We start from the raw sequence: 14,213 nt of genomic DNA on the forward strand, positions 1-14,213 counted from the left end.
ATGGATCTCGCGCGAAGTCGAACGGCCATTCTGCAGGGTGGAAAACCAATGCAAAGTTGCTTGCGGACGACGATGCTCGTCCGCTCTCAGGGCTTCTCGCAGCTGCTGTCGAGCCCCACCATGCCGGAGAGTTTCTGCATGCGCGAGCGCTCGTTCATGCACTTCTGAAGGCGTGCCTCGTCGGCCTGCTGCTGGGCGAGCTTCATCGCCTGCGCCCGCTGCGCCTGCAGTTCGGCCACGCGCTTGCGGATCTCGGGCATGGCGGCCACGGCGGCCTTTTCGCCTTCGACGATGGCGGTCGCACGCTGGCTGAAATCGGCGGGGCCGATGTCCAGCACCTTGGGGCGGATGGTGACATCCGCGCGCTCCAGCTCGGCCGCGCCCAGCTTCTGCCCCATGATCGCGATCGACTGGTTCAGCGCACCGAGCATGTTGCCCGGTGCGGCGCCTCGCGCCTTGTTCGAGATGTCGACCGCGATCACGATGTCGGCACCCAGCTTGCGCGCGGCATCCACCGGCACGGGGCTGGTGATGCCGCCATCAACGTAGTGGTACTTGCCGATGCTGACCGGCTGGAACACTCCCGGCACGCTGCTCGAGGCGCGCACCGCCTGACCGGTGTTGCCAACGGCGAACACGGTGCGCTCGCCATCCTCCAGCCGCGTCGCCACGGCCACGAACGGCTTGCCGAGCTTGTCCAGCGGCTTGTTGCGCACCTGCTCGTTCACATAGTCTTCAAGCTTCTGCCCCTGCACCAGCCCACCGGTGGACAGCTGCAGATCGCGGATCTTCGCTTCGTCGAGCGCCACGGCCTTCTCCTGCAGCTCGAAGGACGACATGCCGCTCGCATACATCGCGCCCACCACGCTGCCCGCGCTGGTGCCTGACACCACGGCGGGCGTGAAGCCGTTGGCCTCCAGCATCTTGATCACGCCGATGTGCGCAAACCCCTTGGCGGCCCCACCGCCGAGCGCGAGGCCGATCTTGATGGGCGGCTGGGCGGCGCCCGTCGTGTTTGTCACCGCAGCGGCGGAGGTGGACTTCTCGGGCGGATTGCTGCCGCAGGCGGTCAACGTGAGCAGCGCGAGAGCGCAGGCGCAGAGCGGGACGGAGGACTTGGGGCGAAGGGGGTGGACTGTGGTTGGATGCATGCGAAGAAACCGGGCACGGGCAGGGCTGAAAAGCGGCCAAAAGTATATCGGGTGGTGCTTGGCTGTGCTGGGGGTGTTGCTACTGCGAACTGGGCGCGGTGCTTTCGCGCACTCCAGGAAAAAGCGCGGGCCGGATATCGATCCGGCCCGCGCTTGGCGGTGTCCGTGTGCGGCGTTTACTTGCGCTGCTTGTCCTCGGCCGCCTTGCGAATCCCGCTCAGTGTTCCCGTCGGCGTGATCGCCTCGGGGTCGATGAAGCAGTGAAGAATGCTCGGCAGTCCGCTGGCGCGTGCGCGGGCCAGAGCGGGGGCGAACTCTTGGGTCGTGCGCACGGTTTCGCCGTGGCCCCCGAAGGCCTTGGCGTAGGCGGCGAAGTCGGGGTTCTTCAGTTCGGTGCCGCTCACGCGGCCTGGGTATTCGCGTTCCTGGTGCATGCGGATGGTGCCGTACATCGCGTTGTCCAGCAGTACGACGATGATGGGCAGGCTGTACTGGATCGCGGTCGCGAACTCCTGTCCGTGCATGAGAAAGTCGCCATCGCCCGCGAAGATCACGACCTCGCGTTCAGGCCACAGGCGCTTGGCGCCGACGCCTGCCGGTGGCCCGTAGCCCATGGAGCCGCTGGTGGGCGCGAGCTGGCTGGCGAAGGTGGTGAAGGGCCAGAAGCGGTGCACCCAGGTGGCGAAGTTGCCCGCGCCGTTGCAGAAGATGGTGTCGGCCGGAAGCACCTCGCGCAGGTGGCCCATCACGGCGCCCATCTGCAGGTCGCCGGGGATCTGGATCTTGGCGGGATCGCTCCAGGCGAGGTATTCGGCGTGGGCGTCCTGCGTGTGCTGCGCCCAGCGGGGCGCAGTGGCGGGTTGACCCAGACCTGCGAGCGCGGCGGCCATGGGCTGGGGCGTGGCGTTGATGGACTGGGCCGCGTGGTAGAGGCGGCCGAGTTCGTTGGCGTCGGCATGGATGTGGACCATGGCCTGCTGCGGCTCGGGGATGCTGAAAAGTTCGTAGCTCTGCGATGCGATTTCCGACAGGCGACCGCCGAGCACGATCACCAGATCGCTGGCGCGGATGCGCGCGAGCAGCTTGGGGTTGACGCCCAGACCGAGGTCGCCGCCGTAGCTTGCATGGTTCGCGGGGAACAGCATCTGGCGGCGGAAAGAGCAGTAGACCGGAAGCTGCCAGTGGCTCGCGAAGCTGACGAGATTCTGCACGGCGGCCTCGTCCCAGCGCGTGCCGCCGACGATGACGACGGGGCGCTCGGCCTTTTCAAGGCGCTGCTTCAGTTCGGCGATGGCGTCCGCGCCGGGGTGGATCTCGTTGACCGTGTAGGGGCGCGCGTCGGGCACGGTGACCATGTCGGTCAGCATGTCTTCGGGCAGAGCGATGACGACCGGGCCCGGACGGCCGGAGGTGGCGACGTGGAAGGCGCGCGAGACCAGTTCGGGGATGCGGGCGGCGTCGTCGATCTGCACGGTCCATTTGGTCATGGTGCCGAAGACCGCGCCGTAGTCGAGCTCCTGAAACGCTTCGCGCTCCATCATGCCGCGCGCGACCTGGCCGACGAAGACGATCAGCGGCGTCGAATCCTGATGTGCGATGTGGATGCCGGCCGAGGCATTGGTCGCGCCCGGACCGCGCGTGACGAAGCAGATGCCGGGCTGGCCGGTGAGCTTGCCCTGGGCCTCGGCCATCATCGTGGCGCCGCCTTCCTGGCGGCAGATGGTGACCTCGACCTTGGCGTCATGCAGCGCGTCGAGCGCGGCCAGATAGCTTTCGCCGGGCACGCAGAAGAGCTGCTTCACGCCATGCAGCACGAGCTGATCGACGAGGACCTGTCCGCCGGTGCGTGGGGCGTTCGATGTCGTGGGGGCTTTGGGGGTTGTCTCCATGGCGTGCTTTTCGTGCTTTCAAAAAGTTGGCTGGTTGGCGCTGGCCCCCGGTGAGCTTTGGGCTCGTTCAGTCAGGGACCGCTGCCGGATTCTGTGCCGATCATGCCCGAGGATGCAAGCGCGTGCTGGCAGGCTTCGACGGCGTCCTGCCGCCAGAACTCGGTGGCGGCGTAGAAACCTTCCCACACGCAGCCGTTGCAGCCGCGCCCGCAGCAGGTGTCGGGCTCGGGTGGCGTGCGGCGCAGTTGTACGCCGAGCCCCTGTGCTTGCCTTTGCAGCGCGCAAAACAACTGGCGCGCCTGTTCCAGCTCGCCCGTGATGCGCACGGTGGCGAGCTGCTGCAGCGTGAATTCAGCGGGATCCGGGCTCACCTGTCGCGGCGCTTCGACTTGGATTTGGGCGCGTTCTGCTCAAGATAGCTGGCGGTTTCGGCGTCGAGCACGCGGCGCTTTTTGAGGCGCACGGCGTACTGCACGAGAAAGGCAATTCCGAGCGCCAGTGCAAACCAGCCGACAATATAGGCTTGGCGCATCAGATCCTGCACGTCAGGCGAGCGGGAGAAATACGGCGCCAGAAGAATGATCGCTCCGATGAGGGCGCAGATGACGCCTTTGAAAAGCACATCGTTGTCGAGTTTGCGCGACGGTGTAGTGGGGGCAGACATGTGAAGGCGGGGCGCGGCACGCGGCCACGCTGCTGAGGCAAAAGCCTGATTATCCTTGTCTCCCGATTCAGTCTCTATTCGTGAAAGTACAGTTCCATGGCCATTCAATGGTTTCCCGGTCACATGCACCTGACGCGCAAGGCGATCGAGGAGCGCATCAAGGACATCGATGTGGTCATCGAGATGCTGGACGCGCGCCTGCCGGGCTCCAGCGCCAATCCGCTGCTGGCCGAGCTCACCGGCCACAAGCCGGCGCTCAAGGTGATCAATAAGCAGGATCTGGCCGACCCGACGCGCACGCCGCTCTGGCTCGACTGGTACAACGCCAAGCTCGAGACGCACGCGATCGCGCTGGACGCCTCCGACGCGGCCCCCGCGCGCAAGCTGATCGAGGGCTGCCGCAAGCTCGCGCCCACGCGCACGGGCCTCGCGAAGCCGATGCGGGTGCTGATCTGCGGCATTCCCAACGTGGGCAAGTCCACGCTGATCAACACGCTCTCGGACAAGCGCCAGGCCAAGACCGGCGACGAGGCAGGGGTCACCAAGGTCGAGCAGCGCATCGTGCTGGCCGACGATTTCTATCTCTGGGACACCCCCGGCATGCTGTGGCCACGCATCGTCGTGGACCAGAGCGGGGACCGGCTGGCCGCTTCCGGCGCGGTGGGCCGCAATGCCTACGATGAGGAAAGCGTGGTGCTCGATCTGCTGGCCTACCTGAAGCTGCACTACGGAGCGCAGTTGAGCGAGCGCTACAAGCTCGGGCTCGAGGCGGCCGAGATCGGCGCGCTGCACGACGATGAAGTGCTCGAGAAGATCGCCCGCAAGCGCGGCGCGGTGATGCCGGGCGGCAAGCTCAACCTGCAGAAGGCTTCCGAGATCGTGCTGACGGATTTCCGCAGCGGCGTGCTGGGCCGCATCTCACTCGAGACCCCCGCAGAGTACGAAGGCTGGCTGGCCGAAGCGGCGATCAAGGAAGAGGCCAGAGCGCTCAAGAAGGCCGAGATGGACAAGCGCAAGAAGCGCAAGGCCCCGAGTCGTGAGCGGCCCCGCACGCCGGAGTGAAAGCGCCGCAAAGGCACTCAGAGCGTGTTGACGATCTCAGCTCTTCTTGGGATGCAGCCTGAGCTTGCCTTCACGGACGTAGCGGTCGTATTCGTCACGCGGAATCGCTGCGAGACCGGCGGTTCTGGAATCATCCATCCAGCTGATCGTGACGCTGTCGGGCGCGTAGTCCAGTTCGACCGGGCCTTCCGGAATGGTCATCGGGACGCCTTCACCCTCTCGGTAGGTGACGAGGCCGTGAATGGTGGCAGTTGCTGACATGGTGTGTCTCCTGGTGGTGGGGCCAAGATCAGGCACCGGACGATCCGGGCAATGACGCGAGTGCGAGAGCCTTCATTAGAGGCTGGCCGGATGGAGATTGCGTGTCAGACCAGAGCGCGAAACCAAACCGTTACCGACCACAGGATTCCAACTGGCGTCGGATGGTTGGAGGCTTGTTACGCTTTGCTGGAAAGTGGGAGATCCGTGGGCCCTTCCGCATGCACCCATGGCATGTTGAGCACGCGGTCATTCCAATCCTGCAAATCGGCATTTGCAGGCTTCACGTCCTGAGGATTCAACGACAGCCCGCTGTGCAGATGCAGTCTCGCGCCCGTCACCGGATGTGGAATCGACAGCTTCCACGCGTGCAACCACAGCCGCTGCAGCCCGAGCTGAGCGGCCCACCAGCGGTTGAGCGGGCCTTTGCCGTGCGTGGCGTCGCCCAGAATCGGGTGGGCGATGTGCTTCAGATGCCTGCGGATCTGATGGCGGCGGCCGGTGAACGGCGTTGCGTGCACCAGCGAGGCGCGCGTGTGCTCGAACCGCGGATCGCTCGCGATGGGCAGTTCCAGCTTCGCGATGCAGCGCAGCAGCGTGCGCGCGTCCTGCACCGGTGCGTCGGGCGGTGCATCGTCGGGGCGCAGCGCGTGGTCCACGTCGCTGATCGGTGGTGCCCAGCCGCGCACCAGGGCGAGATATTCCTTGGTCACATCGTGGCGCTGAAACGCCTGCGCCAGTTCGCGCGTGGCATCCGGGTGCAGGCCCATGACCAGTACGCCGCAGGTGCCTTTGTCCAGCCGATGCACCGGATAGACATGCTGGCCGAGCTGGTTGCGCAGGGCCTGCATCACGAAGCGCGTTTCGCCCGCGTCCAGTCCCGTTCGATGCACCAGCCAGCCCGCAGGCTTGTAGACGGCCACCATATGTTCATCGTGCCAGAGCAGTTCGAGCGGCGGAAGCGGTGAAAGCTGTGGAAGCGGGGCGGATGGACTCTCGGGTGACACGATGGCGATAGGAAAAATTGGTCAATAAGCGGTAAGCATAGCTGGTGATTGGCATCACAATGATGAGCATGAACATCACCGCCAGCGCAACGCACAAGACCCCCTCCATTCTGCCGCTGTCCCTGCTCGTGCAGGCCAGGCGCGATGATCCTTCGCCGCTCATTCTGTACCACGGTCGATGTGCGGACGGCTTCTCGGCGGCATGGGCCGCCTGGACGTTCTACGAGGGCGAGGTGGAGTGCGTGGGGCTCACGCACGGTCAGGTGAAGACCATGGACGATCTGCCGCCGCTCGAAGGTCGCGCGGTCTACATTCTCGACTTCTCGTTCAACGCGGAAATTCTCGCGCAGATCGACGAACGCGCGGCCCAGCTCGTGCTGCTCGACCACCACATCAGCGCGCAGCGCGAGATAGGCAACTACCGCTGCCGCTGCGGGGTGGTGCATTTCGACATGAACAAGTCCGGCGCGCGCCTGTCCTGGGAGTTCTTTCACGGCGATGCGCCCGTTCCCGAACTCATCCGCTTCGTCGAAGACCGCGACCTGTGGCGCTGGCAGTATCCGCAGACGCGTGGTTTCGTCTCGGCGCTCGACCTCGAACCGTTCGAATTGCAGCGCTGGCAGGAGATCGCCGATTTCACGCCCGAGCAGCTGGCCGCCTTCGTCGCGCGCGGCGATGCCATGGACGAGAAGTTCCGCAACCTCGCGGCCGACATCGCGCGCGATGCGCAGCCTGTCAACTTCAACGGCGAGCAGGGTCTGATGGTGAATGCGCCGGGCGCGTTCCACAGTCTCGTCGGCGATCTTCTGTCGGCTGAAAGCGGCACCTTCGCGCTGATGTGGCAGGTCGGCTCGGAAGGCCAGATCAAGGCTGGACTGCGATCGCAGCGCGGCTACGACTGCTCGGTGCTGGCCGTGAGCATGGGCGGCGGCGGACACGCGCAGGCCTGTGGATTCCGCATGGCTGCCCAACGTCTGCCCGAGCTTCTGAGCGGCACTTTCAAGGCTTGACGATTCTTTGCATTGCAGGCCATCGCGCCATCGCGTCGAAATCATCTCGACGCGATGCCGATGGTGTTGGCCCTTGCTCGCGCCGGGCGCGCGGCAGGGCTTGAATCCCATGCGAATTCCAATGCGGCGGAACTGGTTATCTTGCACCTGTGGACGCCTTTGCACACGTAGGACAGACGACCTATCCAAATTGCTTGCGAGGTGCTACAACGACTCCATTCGGTAACGAATGTCTCGCAACTTTTTTGCGGCACTTTTCGCTCTCGGGTGCCGCGATGGAGGAAGTCGTATGGATGTCATCAGCAACTCTGCAGCCCGCTACGTTCGCCTGCGTGAAGAGGAAATGTCGATCGACGAATACCTCGCTCTGTGCCAGCGCGATCCCATGGTCTACGAGAGTGCCGCGCGGCGCATGCTTGCAGCCATCGGCGAGCCGGAGATGGTGGACACGCGAAGCGACCCGCAGCTCTCGCGGCTGTTCGCCAACAAGGTGATCCGGCGCTACCCCGCGTTCGCTGAGTTCTACGGCATGGAGGACTCCATCGAACAGGTGGTGAGCTTCTTCCGCCACGCCGCGCAGGGCCTGGAAGAGCGCAAGCAGATCCTCTACCTGCTCGGCCCCGTCGGCGGCGGCAAGAGCTCGATCGCCGAGCGTCTCAAATACCTGATGCAGAAGGTGCCGTTCTATTCGCTCAAGGGCTCTCCGGTCAACGAATCGCCGCTGGGACTGTTCGATCCGGTGGAGGACGGGCCGCTGCTCGAAGAGCAGTTCGGCATTCCGCAGCGCTGCCTGAAGCGCGTGCTCTCGCCCTGGGCCGTGAAGCGGCTCGACGAACTCGGCGGCGACATCCGGCAGTTCCGCGTGGTCAAGCGCTATCCCAGCATCCTCAAGCAGATCGGCATCGCCAAGACCGAGCCGGGGGACGAGAACAATCAGGACATCTCCAGCCTCGTCGGCAAGGTGGACATCCGCAAGCTCGAGAGCTTCGCGCAGGACGACACCGACGCCTACAGCTATTCGGGAGGACTGAGCCTCGCCAACCAGGGCCTGCTCGAATTCGTCGAAATGTTCAAAGCGCCCATCAAGGTGCTGCACCCGCTGCTCACCGCCACGCAGGAGGGCAACTACAAGGGAACGGAGGGCTTCGGCGCGATTCCCTTCGAGGGGCTGGTGCTGGCGCACAGCAACGAGAGCGAATGGAAGGCCTTCCGCAACAACCGCAACAACGAGGCGTTTCTCGACCGCATCTACATCGTCAAGGTGCCTTATTGCCTGCGGGTGTCCGAGGAGGTGCGGATCTACGAAAAGCTGATCCGCGAGTCCTCGCTCGCCCATGCGGTCTGCGCGCCCGGCACGCTCAAGATGATGGCGCAGTTCTCGGTGCTCACGCGCCTGAAGGAGCCCGAGAATTCGAGCATCTTCAGCAAGATGCAGGTCTACGACGGCGAGAGCCTCAAGGACACCGATCCGCGAGCCAAGAGCTATCAGGAGTACCGCGACTACGCGGGCGTGGACGAGGGCATGTCGGGCATCTCCACCCGCTTCGCGTTCAAGATCCTGTCCAAAGTGTTCAACTACGACAGCACCGAGGTGGCGGCCAATCCGGTGCACCTCATGTACGTGCTGGAGCAGCAGATCGAGCGCGAGCAGTTCCCCGCCGAGCTCGAGAGCAAGTACACCAGCTACATCAAGGAGTACCTGTCGCCGCGCTACGCGGAATTCATCGGCAAGGAGATCCAGACTGCCTATCTCGAGAGCTACAGCGAGTATGGCCAGAACATCTTTGATCGCTACGTCACTTATGCCGACTACTGGATCCAGGACAGCGAGTACCGCGACACCGACACCGGCGAGGTGTTCGATCGCAACGCGCTGAATGCCGAACTCGAGAAGGTCGAGAAGCCCGCGGGCATCGCGAATTCCAAGGATTTCCGCAACGAGATCGTGAACTTCGTGCTGCGCGCGCGCGCCAACAATCAAGGCAAGAATCCAAGCTGGACGAGCTACGAGAAGCTGCGCCTCGTGATCGAGAAGAAGATGTTCTCGAACACCGAGGAGCTGCTGCCGGTGATCAGCTTCAACGCCAAGGCCAGCGCGGAAGACGCGCGCAAGCACGAGGATTTCGTCACGCGCATGGAGTCCAAGGGCTACACGCCCAAGCAGGTGCGCCTGCTCTGCGAATGGTATCTGCGGGTGCGCAAGAGCAGCTGACTGGTGGGTGGTGGGGAACGGAAGGACGCAAGACCGCGTCGGGCCACGCTCGGAGGCATGGATGGCATTGCAAATCATCGACCGCAGGCTCGCTGGCAAGAACAAGTCGGTGGGCAACCGCGAGCGCTTCGTGCGCCGCTACAAGGAGCAGATTGCCGAGGCGGTGCGCCGCGCCGTGGGAAAGCGCGACATCCGCCATATCGAACAGGCGGAGAGCATCACCATCCCGAAGAAGGACATCCGCGAGCCGTCGTTTCACCATGGTCAGGGCGGCGTGCGCGACACCGTGCATCCGGGCAACAGCGAGCATGTGCGCGGTGACCGCATCGCCAAGCCGCAGGGCGGCGCGGGCGGTGGCGGATCGCAGGCCAGCGACAGCGGGGAGGGGGAGGACGACTTCACCTTCACGCTGAGCAAGGAAGAGTTCATGGAACTGTTCTTCGAGGACCTGGCGCTGCCCCGGCTGCTGCGCACCCACATCGGCAACACGCCGCAGTACAAGCTGCGTCGCGCGGGCTACAGCCATGACGGCACGCCGCACAATCTGGCGGTGGTGCGCACCATGCGCGGCGCGCTCGGGCGGCGCATCGCGCTGACCAAGGCACCGCATCGCGAGCTGACCGAGCTGCAGGAGCAGCTCGATTCGCTGCTCGCGCAGGACGATGGCACGAGCGAAGCCATCGCAGAGCTGCAGCGGCGCATCGACACGCTGCGCGAGCGCATCGGCCGGGTGGCGTTTCTTGATCCGCTGGACCTGCGCTTTCGCAACCGCACCCGCGTGCCGTCGCCGAGCAGCCAGGCCGTGATGTTCTGCGTGATGGACGTGTCGGGCTCGATGGACCAGCACCGCAAGGAGCTCTCCAAGCGCTTCTTCATCCTGCTCTACCTGTTCCTCACGCGGCACTACGAGAAGATCGACATCGTCTTCATCCGCCATCACACGCAGGCCTCCGAAGTCGGCGAGGACGAGTTCTTTCATTCGCAGGAGAGCGGCGGCACGGTGGTGAGCAGCGCGCTGGTGCTGCTCGACCAGATCATCCGCACGCGCTACCCGGTGGAGGACTGGAACATCTACGTCGCGCAGGCGAGCGACGGCGACAACTACGGTGACGATGGCGTCACCTGCCACAACATGCTGGCCGAGAAGATCCTGCCGCTGGTGCGTTATTTCGCTTACGTGCAGGTGGTGCAGGAAGAGCAGAATCTCTGGGAGGAGTACAGCACGCTCGTCGGGCGATTCCCGCACTTCGCGATGCGCAAGGTGTCCGAGCCGAGCGACATCTATCCGGTGTTCCGTGATCTGTTCAAGAAAGAGGGGGTGAGCGTATGAACCTCTCTCAATACCCGGCGCTCGCGCGGCGCCTTCCACCCGGTCAGCGCAGGCCTCCGTTCGCGTCCGACCGCCCGCAGCGCGGCACGGTGCCGTCCGATCTGCTGCCCGCAGGCAAGCGCCCGGAGGGGCCGCTGCCCGATCCCACGGACTGGACCTTCGAGCTCATCGAGCGCTACCACGCGGCCATCGCGGCCACGGCTGAGCGCTTCGGGCTCGACACCTATCCCAACCAGCTCGAGGTGATCTCCGCCGAGCAGATGATGGACGCGTACTCCAGCATCGGCATGCCCGTGGGCTACCGCCACTGGAGCTACGGCAAGGAGTACCTCGCGACCGAGCGGCGCTACCGGCGCGGCCACATGGGGCTCGCCTACGAGATCGTCATCAACTCCAACCCCTGCATCAGCTATCTGATGGAGGAGAACACCACCGCCATGCAGGCGCTGGTGATCGCGCACGCGGCCTACGGGCACAACAGCTTCTTCAAGAACAACTACCTGTTCGGCATGTGGACCGATGCGGGCAGCATCATCGACTACCTCGTGTTCGCGCGTGACTTCATCGCGCAGTGCGAGGAGCGCCATGGGCTGGCCGTAGTCGAGCAGTGGCTCGATTCCTGCCATGCGCTGTCCAACCTCGGGGTGGACCGTTACCAGCGGCCTTCCAAGAAGAGCCTCGCGCGCGAACTTGCCGAGCGCGAACAGCGCGAGGCCTACGCGCAGCAGCAGGTCAACGAGCTCTGGCGCACCTTGCCCGCGCGGCCCGACAAGGACAGCGCAGCGCGGCAGAACGAGCGCTTTCCGAAGGAGCCGGAAGAGAATCTGCTGTACTTCATCGAAAAGAACGCGCCGCTGCTCGAGCCATGGCAGCGCGAGATCATCCGCATCGTGCGCAAGATCGCGCAGTATTTCTACCCGCAGCGCCAGACCCAGGTGATGAACGAGGGCTGGGCCACGTTCTGGCACTACACCCTGCTCAACACCATGTATGACGAGGGCTGGTTGACCGATGGCGTGATGATCGAATGGCTGTCCTCGCACACCAACGTGATCTACCAGCCACCGGCAGGGCACCGCGCCTACAGCGGCATCAACCCGTATGCGCTGGGCTTTTCGATGTACCGCGACATCCAGCGCATCTGCCGCGAACCGACGGAGGAGGACCGCCGCTGGTTCCCCGACATCGCGGGCTCGCCCTGGCTGCCGACGCTGCACTACGCGATGCAGAATTTCAAGGACGAGAGCTTCGTCGGCCAGTTTCTGAGCCCGCGCCTGATGCGCGAAATGCGCTTGTTCGCGATCCATGACGATGCCGAGGAAAGCGATCTGCTGGTGAGCGCGATCCATGACGAGGACGGCTACCGCACGTTGCGCCAGACGCTGTCGCAGCAATATGACCTGGGCGCGCGCGAGCCCAACATTCAAGTCTGGAACGTGAACCTGCGCGGCGACCGCTGCCTCACGCTGCGCCACACACAGCACAAGGGGCACCCGCTGTCGGACGATGCGCCCGAGGTGCTGCGCCACGCGGCGCGGCTGTGGGGCTTTGGCGTGCAGTTGGAGAGCGTGAGCGCGGACGGCGAGATGCCGGTGCTGCTGCACACGGTGCCGGGGCCTGCGGCATAAGGTCGTGTCGACTCACTGGTCTTCAGGCCGCGCCGCTTCCTCGAACTTGTCCACGTCGCGCAGCGTCGGGAAGATGCGCGACCACAGGCCCACCACCGCCAGCGTGCAGACGCCGCCCAGAACGGCGGCAGGCACCGCGCCCACCCATGCGGCGCTGGTGCCCGCGCGGAATTCACCGAGTTCGTTGGATGATCCGATGAACAGCATGTTGACCGCATTGACGCGCCCGCGCATGTGGTCGGGCGTGGAGAACTGCACGAGTGCGCCGCGGATGTAGACGCTGACCATGTCGGCGGCCCCCGCGACCATCAGCGCGATGAACGAGACCACGAACACCGTGGACAGCGAGAACACCAGGTTGGCCACGCCGAAGATGGCGACGGCGATGAACATGGTGCGGCCCACCTTGCGGTTGAAGGGGCGCAGACTCAGGTAGAGACCCGCGCTCACTTCGCCGATGGCCATGGCGCTGCGCAGCGCGCCGAGGCCTTGCGGGCCGACGTGCAGCACCTCGTGCGCGTAGATCGGCAGCAGCGCGATCACGCCGCCGAGCAGCACGGCGAACAGGTCGAGCGAAATGGTGCCCAGAATGATGGGGCGGGTGCGGATGAAGCGGATGCCGGCCCCGAAGCGGTCCAGCATGGTGCCTTGCACGGGCGAGGGCGGGGAGGCGTATTTCACGGGCACGAGCCACACGAGCAGCGCGGTGCCCACGAGCAGGCAGGCGCAGCAGACGGCGTAGGTCAGCTCGCCGCCACCGATGGCGTAGAGCACGCCGCCAAGGAAGGGGCCGCCGATGGAGGCCGAGCGCATGATCATGCTGTTGGCCGCGATGGCCTGCGCAAGCTGTTCGCGCGCGACGATCTGCGGCAGCAGGCTCTGCAGCGCCGGGCCCGAAAACGCGCGCGAGCAGCCGAACAGCACCAGCACCGCGTAGATGCCGCTCACGCCCGCCGCGCCATGCCCCGACAGCCACCACAGCAGCGCGCTGCAGACCGCGCCGACCGCCCAGCTCGTCGCCAGAATCGGCTTGCGCGCAAAGCGGTCGATCAGGTCACCGGCGGGCAGCAGCAGCACCAGCATCGGCAGAAACTGCGCGAGGCCCACGTAGGCCAGCGCCATCGGCGAGCGGGTGAGGTCGTAGACCTGCCAGGCGACGACCACGGCCTGCACCTGCGTGGCGAACACGGCCAGCAGGCGAGAGGCCATGAAGGAGAGAAACGCGGAGTGTCGGTAGATGCTCTGCGGCGGAGGAGTGGGGGCGGGCTGCTGCACGGGAGGAGGCGGCTTGCGATCGATGTTGTACGTTGTTGTGAGCGGCAGCCACGGCGCGCTGCACGGGGAATGCTACCAAGTTGGCAGAGTTTGCGCTGGCGCTTGGACAAGCGCGCCCAGCGCCGTGCGGGTCATTCGTGGCCGTACGGTGGGTGTTGCCTGCGGTAGTTCCACGGCGCCTGCGGGCTGGCTTCGGACCACAGGCCAAGGTGCCGGGCCTGCGCCCGGTCCTGCAAAGCCTGTAGTGTGGGGATGGACCTGCGTCGCCATGTGTACAGCCACGCCAGGCCGGACTGCACCTGTGCGCCGGCCGCATCGACGCCGCCGCAGCGCACGTGGGCGACGAGGCGTTCGTACGGGTCGCGGGTGACGGTGGCGATTTCCGCCTCCTTGCCGAGACACAGCGCCTCGAGGTTCGCTCTCGACGCGCGCCCGAAGCGCTGGGCGAGCTCGGGTGCGTCGATGTCGGCGATGCGCACCTTGACGGGCCAGAAGGCGGACGCGCCCGGCTCATGGCAGCGCGCGAACAGGCTGTCGCCGTCGCTCACATGGACGACCAGACAGAGGAGGAGGGCGGCGGTGTAGGGCATGGTTTGGGGCATGGTGTGGGCGCACACATTGCTGCGGGTGACGATCGGATCACTGTAGTGGGGCGGAAGGGCAATGGCCTGAGCAAAAGCAGAAACTGCGCGCTTGGGGGACAATGCGCGCAGAAATTCCCATATCC

At 65.2% G+C, this 14,213-nt stretch carries 12 protein-coding genes and 1 pseudogene; 5 read left to right on the forward strand and 8 right to left on the reverse strand.

Going from position 1 to position 14,213, the window contains the following annotated elements; genetic code table 11:
* Nucleotides 1-86 precede the first annotated feature (86 nt).
* The 4 genes and pseudogenes from ISG32_RS18420 to ISG32_RS18435 all read right to left on the reverse strand — a co-directional run.
* The gene (locus ISG32_RS18420; RefSeq protein WP_194772483.1) at nucleotides 87-1,151 is read right to left on the reverse strand and encodes a patatin-like phospholipase family protein; all 1,065 of its coding nucleotides are present in this window, start codon (nucleotides 1,149-1,151) and stop codon (nucleotides 87-89) included.
* 176 nt (nucleotides 1,152-1,327) lie between these two features.
* Complete coding sequence (locus ISG32_RS18425; RefSeq protein ID WP_194772484.1) at nucleotides 1,328-3,040, reverse strand: thiamine pyrophosphate-binding protein; 1,713 nt, start codon at nucleotides 3,038-3,040, stop codon at nucleotides 1,328-1,330.
* A 71-nt stretch (nucleotides 3,041-3,111) separates the two neighbouring features.
* Entirely contained in the window at nucleotides 3,112-3,411 is a 300-nt protein-coding gene (locus ISG32_RS18430; protein ID WP_323745954.1) for an oxidoreductase-like domain-containing protein, read from the reverse strand.
* A 98-nt stretch (nucleotides 3,412-3,509) separates the two neighbouring features.
* Nucleotides 3,510-3,704: pseudogene (locus ISG32_RS18435) on the reverse strand (hypothetical protein); the annotation flags it as partial.
* A gap of 96 nt (nucleotides 3,705-3,800) precedes the next feature.
* Here ISG32_RS18435 and ylqF point away from each other — a divergent pair.
* The gene (gene ylqF / locus ISG32_RS18440) at nucleotides 3,801-4,766 is read left to right on the forward strand and encodes a ribosome biogenesis GTPase YlqF (RefSeq protein ID WP_194772485.1); all 966 of its coding nucleotides are present in this window, start codon (nucleotides 3,801-3,803) and stop codon (nucleotides 4,764-4,766) included.
* A gap of 36 nt (nucleotides 4,767-4,802) precedes the next feature.
* Here ylqF and ISG32_RS18445 read toward each other — a convergent pair whose 3' ends face one another.
* A complete protein-coding gene (locus ISG32_RS18445; protein WP_194772486.1) occupies nucleotides 4,803-5,027 on the reverse strand; it encodes a hypothetical protein in 225 nt (74 codons plus the stop codon).
* A gap of 176 nt (nucleotides 5,028-5,203) precedes the next feature.
* Nucleotides 5,204-5,950, reverse strand: a complete 747-nt coding sequence (locus ISG32_RS18450) for a pseudouridine synthase (RefSeq protein WP_194772487.1) — start codon at nucleotides 5,948-5,950, stop codon at nucleotides 5,204-5,206.
* 149 nt (nucleotides 5,951-6,099) lie between these two features.
* On the opposite strand from ISG32_RS18450, the gene ISG32_RS18455 reads away from it, so the two are divergent.
* The 4 genes from ISG32_RS18455 to ISG32_RS18470 all read left to right on the forward strand — a co-directional run bounded on the left by ISG32_RS18455 (nucleotide 6,100) and on the right by ISG32_RS18470 (nucleotide 12,211).
* On the forward strand, nucleotides 6,100-7,041 hold the full coding sequence (locus ISG32_RS18455) for a DHH family phosphoesterase (protein WP_194772488.1): 942 nt from the start codon (nucleotides 6,100-6,102) through the stop codon (nucleotides 7,039-7,041).
* Between the two features lie 289 nt (nucleotides 7,042-7,330).
* Complete coding sequence (locus ISG32_RS18460) at nucleotides 7,331-9,253, forward strand: PrkA family serine protein kinase (RefSeq protein ID WP_194772489.1); 1,923 nt, start codon at nucleotides 7,331-7,333, stop codon at nucleotides 9,251-9,253.
* A gap of 61 nt (nucleotides 9,254-9,314) precedes the next feature.
* Nucleotides 9,315-10,583, forward strand: a complete 1,269-nt coding sequence (locus ISG32_RS18465; protein WP_194772490.1) for a YeaH/YhbH family protein — start codon at nucleotides 9,315-9,317, stop codon at nucleotides 10,581-10,583.
* Entirely contained in the window at nucleotides 10,580-12,211 is a 1,632-nt protein-coding gene (locus ISG32_RS18470; RefSeq protein WP_194772491.1) for a SpoVR family protein, read from the forward strand. Before ISG32_RS18465 ends, ISG32_RS18470 begins: the two co-directional genes overlap by 4 nt.
* 12 nt (nucleotides 12,212-12,223) lie before the next feature.
* Here ISG32_RS18470 and ISG32_RS18475 read toward each other — a convergent pair whose 3' ends face one another.
* Nucleotides 12,224-13,486, reverse strand: a complete 1,263-nt coding sequence (locus ISG32_RS18475) for an MFS transporter (protein ID WP_323745955.1) — start codon at nucleotides 13,484-13,486, stop codon at nucleotides 12,224-12,226.
* 131 nt (nucleotides 13,487-13,617) lie between these two features.
* On the reverse strand, nucleotides 13,618-14,076 hold the full coding sequence (locus ISG32_RS18480; RefSeq protein ID WP_194772492.1) for a thermonuclease family protein: 459 nt from the start codon (nucleotides 14,074-14,076) through the stop codon (nucleotides 13,618-13,620).
* Nucleotides 14,077-14,213 lie beyond the last annotated feature (137 nt).

This window comes from Diaphorobacter caeni, from assembly GCF_015354245.1.
Lineage (GTDB): Bacteria > Pseudomonadota > Gammaproteobacteria > Burkholderiales > Burkholderiaceae_C > Diaphorobacter_A > Diaphorobacter_A caeni.

Bases quoted from the DNA above. Each gene is read 5' to 3' on its own strand.
- ISG32_RS18480 (WP_194772492.1), bottom strand. From the start codon at position 14,076: ATGCCCTACACCGCCGCCCTCCTCCTCTGTCTGGTCGTCCATGTGAGC.
- ISG32_RS18425 (WP_194772484.1), bottom strand. From the start codon at position 3,040: ATGGAGACAACCCCCAAAGCCCCCACGACATCGAACGCCCCACGCACC.
- ISG32_RS18470 (WP_194772491.1), top strand. From the start codon at position 10,580: ATGAACCTCTCTCAATACCCGGCGCTCGCGCGGCGCCTTCCACCCGGT.
- ISG32_RS18460 (WP_194772489.1), top strand. From the start codon at position 7,331: ATGGATGTCATCAGCAACTCTGCAGCCCGCTACGTTCGCCTGCGTGAA.
- ISG32_RS18450 (WP_194772487.1), bottom strand. From the start codon at position 5,950: ATGGTGGCCGTCTACAAGCCTGCGGGCTGGCTGGTGCATCGAACGGGA.
- ISG32_RS18455 (WP_194772488.1), top strand. From the start codon at position 6,100: ATGAACATCACCGCCAGCGCAACGCACAAGACCCCCTCCATTCTGCCG.
- ISG32_RS18465 (WP_194772490.1), top strand. From the start codon at position 9,315: ATGGCATTGCAAATCATCGACCGCAGGCTCGCTGGCAAGAACAAGTCG.
- ISG32_RS18445 (WP_194772486.1), bottom strand. From the start codon at position 5,027: ATGTCAGCAACTGCCACCATTCACGGCCTCGTCACCTACCGAGAGGGT.
- ISG32_RS18420 (WP_194772483.1), bottom strand. From the start codon at position 1,151: ATGCATCCAACCACAGTCCACCCCCTTCGCCCCAAGTCCTCCGTCCCG.
- ylqF (WP_194772485.1), top strand. From the start codon at position 3,801: ATGGCCATTCAATGGTTTCCCGGTCACATGCACCTGACGCGCAAGGCG.